Below are 8424 nucleotides of genomic sequence, written 5' to 3' on the forward strand. Positions count from 1 at the left end.
ATCCGGTAAACCCATTTTTTGAATAATGTCTACCGCCTTACCAATGCCGACTCCATTCAGACGATATGCGGAATTTTGCAAGACGTATACACGCTCTTTGCCATCTTCCGTCCACCCTACATTTTCAAATCCCATCTCTACTAAAGTATTCACCGCACTTTCTCCTGTTTGGCAAATTCCCTTTAAAGGAAGCAAACAGAATAAAAAGAGCGCCGCACATTGTGCTATTGTTTTAGTAGCTAGACACTTTCCCATGTTAGAGTTTCTATACCTCATTTTATTTATTCAATTTTCATATCTTTACGACACAAAATATGGTGCAAAAATAGACACATTTTTAATAATACCAAAGAATTTTACATGAAAAAATAAAATAATGTAGCTTTTTCTGCATAATTGTTCTCATAACGCTAACATTCTTTGCCTATAAGCTTATAATGCATGATTAAGAGGTTAATAAATGACTAATAAATGCGACATTTATATGAAAAATAGACCTTCAAACGTAATTCTGATTATATATACGTTTCATAAAAAACGAATTATTATTTGCTTAAAAGTCCCATAAGTTCATTCTACGTACTTACAATGATAATTTATAACCTCATTTTACTCGTTGGCGGGATTAGCCGTTGACCTGGCTTTAGTCAGGAACCTATCAAATAGGTATCTGGTCCGTACCTGCTCCGTAGCAAATTCGGTTAAAAGTACCTCTAACCGAATTTGCTACGGAGCAGGTACGGACCAGATATGGGGCAGGTGCGAACAGAACCCGGTTTTGAGTCCTTGCAGACGCGAGAAAGAAAACGTTAATTCCGCCAATGGGTCCCTTTTATAAACATACGATCTGTCTTTTTTTAAGTTCAGGAGTTTTTTAACCTTGTTATGTGCAAAGTTTCAAAAAGCAGGTAAATAATCTTTTTGACATTTTGTATTTTTAGTTAGCTGAGAATCCATTGTTTTCAATCTAATGGATGTGATGATGAAAAGAAAGAATTAAAAAACAGCAAAAGTCAGATTATTAGATGTATATCGAAATAAATACATCTTTTTTAGAATAAAGATCTTGTTAATAAACGTAAAATATCGAGATGAATAGGTTTATTACCAGTAAGTAGTAACCCTTTTGCCAGTAAGTAGTAATGATATAGCCTATATGTAGTAACCCTTTTACCTATAAGTAGTAACCCTTTTTGGTATAAATAGCCCGCAAATCTGCAATAATATGCATAGTTACGGAATATATAATCTCTATTTATTCATAAAATATGTTGGAAGGCAAATTTTGAAAATGTCACGTGTTATATAAAACAAGTATAATCTATTAATTAGAATAGTAGAATGGATAAATTGCTATCATTTTGCTGCTGCTTGTCTATGTTATCATTCTGCATTTTCTGAAATGATTTTCAGGGTTTAAAGTGAGAATGAAGAAATCCTATGTTACAAACGTATTTCAATTTGTATCATAACCCTTTTGTTTTTATGAAATAAATTATGTTATATTAGGTATGAGGTCAATTGCTTTTTTCTTGCTTTCATCAACAAGTTTGGCATAAATCTGTGTGGTCTGTATGTTGGTATGTCCAAGCAGTTTGGAAACAGTGTATAAATCTACACCTAAAGTTAGCAACATAGTTGCGTGGGTATGTCTGGCTGTATGGAATGTGATATGTTTTTTAATTCCAGCCTGCTCGGCCCATTTGGGTAAAATTTCATTTGTTCTTCCTAATGTTATTAACTTTTTGAATATTATATCACTATCCTTGGCATCTTCCCGCTTGGGTAACTGTTTTATAGCTTCTGGGCTTAAAGGTAAAGAAATGGCCTCCTTGGTTTTCTTTTGTATGATATGCAGCCGGGAATTACCCTCCCCGTCCATCTCTATATCTCCCCATGTGAGTGCTATGATATCAGAATGTCTCAGCCCACAAAAACAGCTGAAGAGAAAAGCTTTTTTTAATAAAGTATTGTAAAAAGGAGTTTGCGCCAACTTTCTCAATTCGTCAATAGTAAGATATTCTCTTTCTGTACGATGCTTATGTGGCTTTTCTTCATTCTTCATTTTATTCATGGGGTTAGCCGATATCAGTTCTTCCGATACTGCATAATTCAGACAATACCTCAGCATTTTATAATAATAGACTTGAGTATTAACATGCAAAAGTTTCTCTTTCTTGGTATGAGTTTGCTTTGCTGCTTTTAGATAATCCAAGAATCCCAAAATATAATCTTTGTCTATCCGGCTTAGTTGGGTATCATTAGGATCATAACGCCTAAGATGATAGACTACAGCATGTAATACCGTTTTGCGCACCTCATTCTCAGACTTCTTCTCAGCTACGCCCTGTATATAATCAATCAGTTTAATATGAGACATTTTATTAATTTTAAAACCATGACTCTGATTTTGCAATTCAATAATTCTCTGGGCTTTAATGGCATTTGCTAATTTTAGTGTTTCACTATTACGTACCCTGTCTGATTTATTATATTCAGGTATAATATATAATTTCAGGAACTCGTATTTTCGTTTCCCATTCATATACATATCAAGATATATCGATTTATTGCCATTGGCGAGATGTTTGACTCTCAGCTTTATTGGCTCTTTTATTTTTAGTTCTTCCTTCATATCTCTGTTTAGCATCTTCTATCTATTGAAAATAGCATACATCTTTATTTTTATAGTAACATCACGGTAACAAAAACAGGTTTCAAATGATTCTGCTTTTGAGTTTTATTCAGTTCTGTTACTTCTATTTGTATTTAATTTATTGAATATTAGAAAAATAAAAAGAAAGCCTATTTATTCCAATGATGTAGAAATAGTAACAAACCAGCAACAAATATATAATATTAATGTCTAAAAAAGAAACAATAACGGAAAGTAATGATATTGTTTAGTATTATGCAATTCACTAAATACTAGCTAATTGTCTATTTTATTTATCTGATATTTCTTTATCCTGATTTCCGGATAAAAAGCCATGCCGGATTGTAGTTCTGGATAATAATGTGCCTCAAATTTCTTTGCTTTATAAGCCAATCATAGGCGATAGTGTGCCAGAGGTGGCTCGGCAGGATTGGGATGTAAGCTATAATCTGGGTACTAATTGGAAAAAAGCAGGTAAAGTAAAAAAGAAGAATAGTTCTTTGTTTAAAGTGGACGTGGTAATATATCCGGAATTATCATTGAAGAACCTAGTAATTACGCAAATATATCAGGTTCTGTTCAATCTGGCACCGGCAATAGAAGTTTCTTTCTGGAAAGGGATGAGACTGACAGCACAACTGGAAGCACCTATTTATAATGACGGATATCCGGATATGTATAATAAGATACATCCTGGTTTTATTGGCATATCACAAACAGTAAGATTGCCCCATAATATCTGGGGAACACTTACAGTAGGGCATTTCAGTAGCGAACGTTATGGAGTAGATGTGAAGATCAGTCATCGTTTAATCTGTGATAACAGATTTGGAATTGAAGGACGTATCGGATATACAGGAGCGGCATACTGGGACGGATTTATCTGCCACTTTGGAACACAGAAAAAAATGACATGGTCAGTTGGAGGTTATTTCTATTGGCCACAATATAATGTAGAGACGACTATGAAACTTGAACAGTATTTATTGGGTGAAAAAGGAGTGCGAGTAGATATTATCCGGCATTTCCGCTATGCTTCAATAGGCTTTTACGCAATGAAAGCGCAAGGCGCAAAGTCCAACGGTGGCTTTCGTTTTCAGATTGCCTTGCCACCTTATAAATATAAGAGGAAAGGATATATTCCTCGTTTTATCTCTTCCAAGAACATGGGAATGGCGTATAATGCAGGGAACGAACAATATTATTATAAAAGCTATCGTTCGTCACCCGGCGACAATATAATGCAATCAAATAGTTTTAATCCATATTTTATTAAATCAGAATTATTAGTTTATTAATTTTAATTTTATTGAGATGAAAAAGAAAAGTTTGTTTGGTATTAACGTGAAATTAGCGTTAATGTTAGTAGCAATCTGCGGCATGTTCGCCAGCTGCTACGAAAAAGAAGAATTAACGACAGAGGCACCGAGTACAGTGAAACCGGTATACAAAATTACAGGTGTCGTTTCTAATGCTTCTACCGGAGAACCGTTGTCTGGCGCCAAAGTGAACGGTACTACTACTGCTGCTGATGGTACTTATACTTTAGATGCAACAGAAGGGCTGAATGTTCTGACTGTTACTAAAGATGATTACAAGACTGTCACGACTTCAGTTTATGTGGAAAAGATTGAAAATGGCAAAACCGCTGTCTACACAGTTAACGCAGCTATGTATCCAGGGTATGATACTCCGACATACAAAACTGTAAAATATACCATAAAAGGTACTGCAACTGATGAAAGTAGCACTGCTGTAAAATTGTCGTCAGTAGTTATACCAGGATGTACAATTGTAGTTGTTAACAACACATTCACAGTAGAAGGGGTACAACCGGGCACTTATTATGCTGTTCTTACAGCTGAGGGTTACAAAAACGCTTACGCTACTATCACCGTAGCTCCTGTTACTGCAGAAGAAGGCGAAGGCGACCAGATTGTAACTTCTACAGTTGCCGTATTGATGCAAAAGGAGGAAGCTGCAAAGGTGTCTAAATACTATGTATGCGGCTTCGTTACCAATGAAAAAGATGCTGCTGTGCCCGACGCTACTGTAAAAGTTGAAGTTGGTGAATTCAAAGCTGATCTCACTACTGATAATCGTGGTTATTTCAATATAGAAGTAGCAGCTGAACATATCACTCCTACAACATTGGCTATTGTTACAGTTTCAAAAGCAGGTTATGTTGCACAAGCAAAAGCCACAGTTGTGAAATTGGTTGAAACTGGTGCTACTTCTGTGACTTCCATTGAAGTTGTTTTGAAAGCTGAAAGCAGTGATATCCCTGATGAAGATCCGAGTAAGGGTGGTGAACAGACTATTGAAGTGCCTGTAGATAAAGCTGAGCCGACGAAAGTTGAAGATGTTAAAGAACCGGAAGTAAAAGCAGATATCGAGAAAGTTGCTGAGGAACTAGGAATTGAGGATATTACTAAAATTGATATTCCAGTGGTAAAAGTAGAAGAGGCTCTCGTAGTAGAACTTGTATCTACAGAAGCTGTTATTGATGAAACAACAGGTGAAACAACTCAAGAGACTAAAACTGTTGCTGACCAGATCACATTACCTGCTAACACGCAAGTTTATTATGTAGGTGGCCAGACTCAAGCAATCAAGCTGACTCGCGATATACAAACTGAAAAGGCAACCGCTGCTGTACGTACTTACGAAGGACAACCCAGCGGTACCGTATTCTCTCAGCCGTTGGAAGTTAAGTTCCAGGCTCCGGTTACTGTTACTGTAGAACCTGACTATGTATTAGGTGTTCTTTATCAAAACGAAAAAACCGGTGTATGGTCAGCTGATGCTAATAATTATGCTGAATACGATATGACTTCAGGCACTTTCGTTGGTAAAATCAATCACTTCTCTAAATTCCGTTTCGGTTTTGAATCAGCTATCGTTCCTGTAGACAGTGTTAAGCTGGATGCTGAAATCATCAATAAGCCTTGCTATACAGGCTCTGCAGCAGCTGTAGTTACTGTAAAAGGCAACTACATGGGTGGAACTGCTTATGATGGAAATACTCCTGCCTTGGCTGTTGAAGCTGCCTTGACCGGCATGAATACAGAAACGAAATCTTACGTAACAATGTTGCTGAAAAACATGATTCTGAAAGACAATGCTAACATTGCACCGAAGAACAGTTACTCAAAAACGGCTCTATCTGTAGATATCTCAGTTCCTGCATACAAGCAAATTAACGACTTCAGTATGGTCAGAAAACAAGTAAGAAGATCATATACTGTTCATGTAATTGATAAGAACAAAAAGACTACAGACGTAACAGTGGTAGTTAAGAAGATTATCTCTACAACTCTGACTGCAAATTATGCTATTGGTCATACTCATGGACATGGCAATGGTGAGGATTTGAATGCAGGCGGTGGTATTATCGATTTCGAATAAGCCTGTTTTAAATAATGCAATTGAACCTAAAGCATGAGACTATACATAATGAGAATAAAACGGATGTTCATTGCGACACAGCTTATCAGTGTATCATCCATGCTTTCGGCTCAATTGACTTATGGAACTACCGGTTTACTGCATGCTCCTTCGGCAGAGATGCAAAAGGACAAGACAGTGATGCTGGGAGGAAACTTTATGAATAAGGAGATAACTCCTCCTACGTGGTACTACCATACGTACAATTATTTTTTGAATGTTACCATCCTGCCGTGGATGGAAGTTGCTTATACTTGCACCCTGTTTAAGGCAGAAGCTTTAGGGTTAAAGCCTTATGGCTATTCAGGATTCACGAATCAGGATAGATATTTTTCTATCCGGTTACGGGCTTTGAAAGAAGGACAATTCTGGAGGTATATGCCAGCTATTGTTTTCGGAACATCAGATCCATTTACTTCATCCGGAGGAGGTTCGGTTGGTTCTACAGAAGGAAACGGATATTATAGTCGTTTCTATGCAGCGGCCACCAAGCATATTTCAATAGGAGAAGAAGAAATAGGAGTACACCTTTCTTATTTATATAATAAAAGGAAAGAGTATAAACTGAATGGAATAGCGGCGGGTATTAGTTATAATCCAACTTTTGTGCCTGAATTAAGAATGATTGCGGAGTATGATTCAAAAGATTTTGCATTGGGAGCCACTTACTTGCTTTTAAAACATCTGCATATACAGGTGGAACTGCAAAAGATGAAATATTTCACGGGTGGATTATGTTTCCAGTTCCAGTTGAAATAAAGAATCTGGCAGAAAAAGCATAGAGTTAATCATTTTAAAATAGAAAAAACAATGAAATGTAAATTTGGTATAGTATCTATCATGTTGGCGGGATTAGCTCTTACAGCTACTGCACAGACCAAAGAGAAATACTACAGCGAAAAATTTAAAGATAATATCTTTATAAGCGCTGGTGTAGGAGCTCAGGCATGTGTTAATCCTGACAACTTTGATTATGGCTTCGGACATGCCATCACACCACTGATTCATGTGTCAGTGGGTAAACTGTTCAATCCTATCTGGGGAGTTCGCGGACAAGTTGCCGGATTATGGTCGACACTGTATACAGAGCGCGGACAAATAAAAGGCACTTATGCTGAGGTTAAGAACAAGAAGTATTTCACTCTGCGTGCAGATGCTATGTATAACCTGTCTAACTCTGTTTGCGGATATAATCCGGAGCGCTTATTTACTTTATCTGTGTTCGCAGGTCCCGGATTGACTTTTGCAAAGGCTTATGGTGAGCAAGATAAATTAAATGCTTTGATTAACGGTTCTGTAGGTTTGATGGGACAGTTCAATGTGAGCAAGTATTTGGATATCAATATTGAGGCAAGAGGTGAAGTATCTCCTTCTATGTTTGGGAATAAGAGCAGCGCCTACACGGATGGTGCAGTATCTCTGACCGCAGGTGTTACTTATACTTTTGGCGGTAAGAACTTTATATCTTGTGGTGCAAAAGTTGATCAGAATGCCATCAACAATGAAATCAATAAGTACAGAAGCGAACTGGCTCAGGCTCAGGCTGACCTAGCAAGTGCTAAAAATGCCATGGCTAATTCTAAACCTGTGACTAAGGAGGTAGTGAAAGAAATCGAAGTTGCCGGTCCTCGTGCCATCTTCTTCAAGATTGGTAGCGCCCGTATCGATGATTACGGTGTGGTCAATATCCAGTTGGCCGCTAAGATTCTGAAGGCTAATCCGGATAAGAAGTACAAAGTTGCCGGTTATGCTGACAAGGCTACGGGTAGCGCTTCATGGAACCAGAAGCTGTCTGAAAAACGCGCTCAGGCTGTTTACGACGCATTGATTAAGGAAGGCGTGAGCAAGGATCAACTTGAACTCGTCGGGTTCGGTGGTACCGCTAACATGTTCGGTAAGAACTATTTAAACCGAGTTGTAATCCTGGAATAAGATAATATTTCTTATAATATAATAGAAATTCTATAAAAGAGAAAAGGTGTTTAGCTATTGCTAGACACCTTTTTTGTTATAAAGAAATCAAGTAATTACTGGTTGATAATGAAATTATTTATGTGGCAATATTAGAATATAATTAGGAAATATCAATTATTTACATTAAGAAGTCCTTTAATGATTTTTTTTGATAAATATATAATTAAATAATTATTAAATACAACAAACGAATTGAGAAACAAACAGGTAACAATAAAGCTTTGCATAACATGAAAAACGGCAAATATCTCAATATTTTACTTTTTATAAATAACGCATTATTATTTGATTATCAGAATATTACAAAATATAACTAGATTGAACGATACCTCTCCCGGTTTCCGGAT

General features: G+C 36.7%; 5 protein-coding genes and 1 pseudogene. 4 read left to right on the plus strand and 2 right to left on the minus strand.

Annotated features, from left to right (window positions below; translation table 11 throughout):
- Together BN161_RS27430 and BN161_RS27435 are read right to left on the minus strand one after the other, a co-directional pair.
- A pseudogene (locus BN161_RS27430) lies at positions 1-276 on the minus strand (hypothetical protein); the annotation flags it as partial.
- Between the two features lie 1219 nt (positions 277-1495).
- Positions 1496-2635, minus strand: coding sequence for a site-specific integrase (locus BN161_RS27435; protein WP_044272403.1), 1140 nt, complete (start codon positions 2633-2635; stop codon positions 1496-1498).
- 362 nt (positions 2636-2997) lie between these two features.
- Between BN161_RS27435 and BN161_RS27440 the strand changes: the two genes are divergently transcribed.
- From BN161_RS27440 to BN161_RS27455, 4 genes are all read left to right on the plus strand, one after another.
- Positions 2998-3954: a hypothetical protein gene (locus BN161_RS27440; protein ID WP_394332319.1), complete on the plus strand. Its 957-nt coding sequence runs from the start codon at positions 2998-3000 to the stop codon at positions 3952-3954.
- 61 nt (positions 3955-4015) lie between these two features.
- Positions 4016-6064 carry a peptidase associated/transthyretin-like domain-containing protein gene (locus tag BN161_RS27445; RefSeq protein WP_244436638.1) on the plus strand — a complete coding sequence of 683 codons (2049 nt, stop codon included), beginning with the start codon at positions 4016-4018 and terminating at the stop codon, positions 6062-6064.
- A gap of 48 nt (positions 6065-6112) precedes the next feature.
- Positions 6113-6862 (plus strand): YjbH domain-containing protein, encoded by a 750-nt coding sequence (locus BN161_RS27450; RefSeq protein ID WP_394332320.1) that lies wholly within the window; start codon positions 6113-6115, stop codon positions 6860-6862.
- 51 nt (positions 6863-6913) lie between these two features.
- Positions 6914-8035: an OmpA family protein gene (locus tag BN161_RS27455; protein ID WP_044272401.1), complete on the plus strand. Its 1122-nt coding sequence runs from the start codon at positions 6914-6916 to the stop codon at positions 8033-8035.
- Positions 8036-8424 lie beyond the last annotated feature (389 nt).

Source organism: Bacteroides timonensis, assembly GCF_000513195.1.
In the GTDB taxonomy this organism is placed as follows: Bacteria; Bacteroidota; Bacteroidia; order Bacteroidales; family Bacteroidaceae; genus Bacteroides; species Bacteroides timonensis.

Bases quoted from the DNA above. Each gene is read 5' to 3' on its own strand.
- BN161_RS27435 (WP_044272403.1), bottom strand. From the start codon at position 2,635: ATGAAGGAAGAACTAAAAATAAAAGAGCCAATAAAGCTGAGAGTCAAA.
- BN161_RS27445 (WP_244436638.1), top strand. From the start codon at position 4,016: ATGTTAGTAGCAATCTGCGGCATGTTCGCCAGCTGCTACGAAAAAGAA.
- BN161_RS27450 (WP_394332320.1), top strand. From the start codon at position 6,113: ATGAGAATAAAACGGATGTTCATTGCGACACAGCTTATCAGTGTATCA.
- BN161_RS27455 (WP_044272401.1), top strand. From the start codon at position 6,914: ATGAAATGTAAATTTGGTATAGTATCTATCATGTTGGCGGGATTAGCT.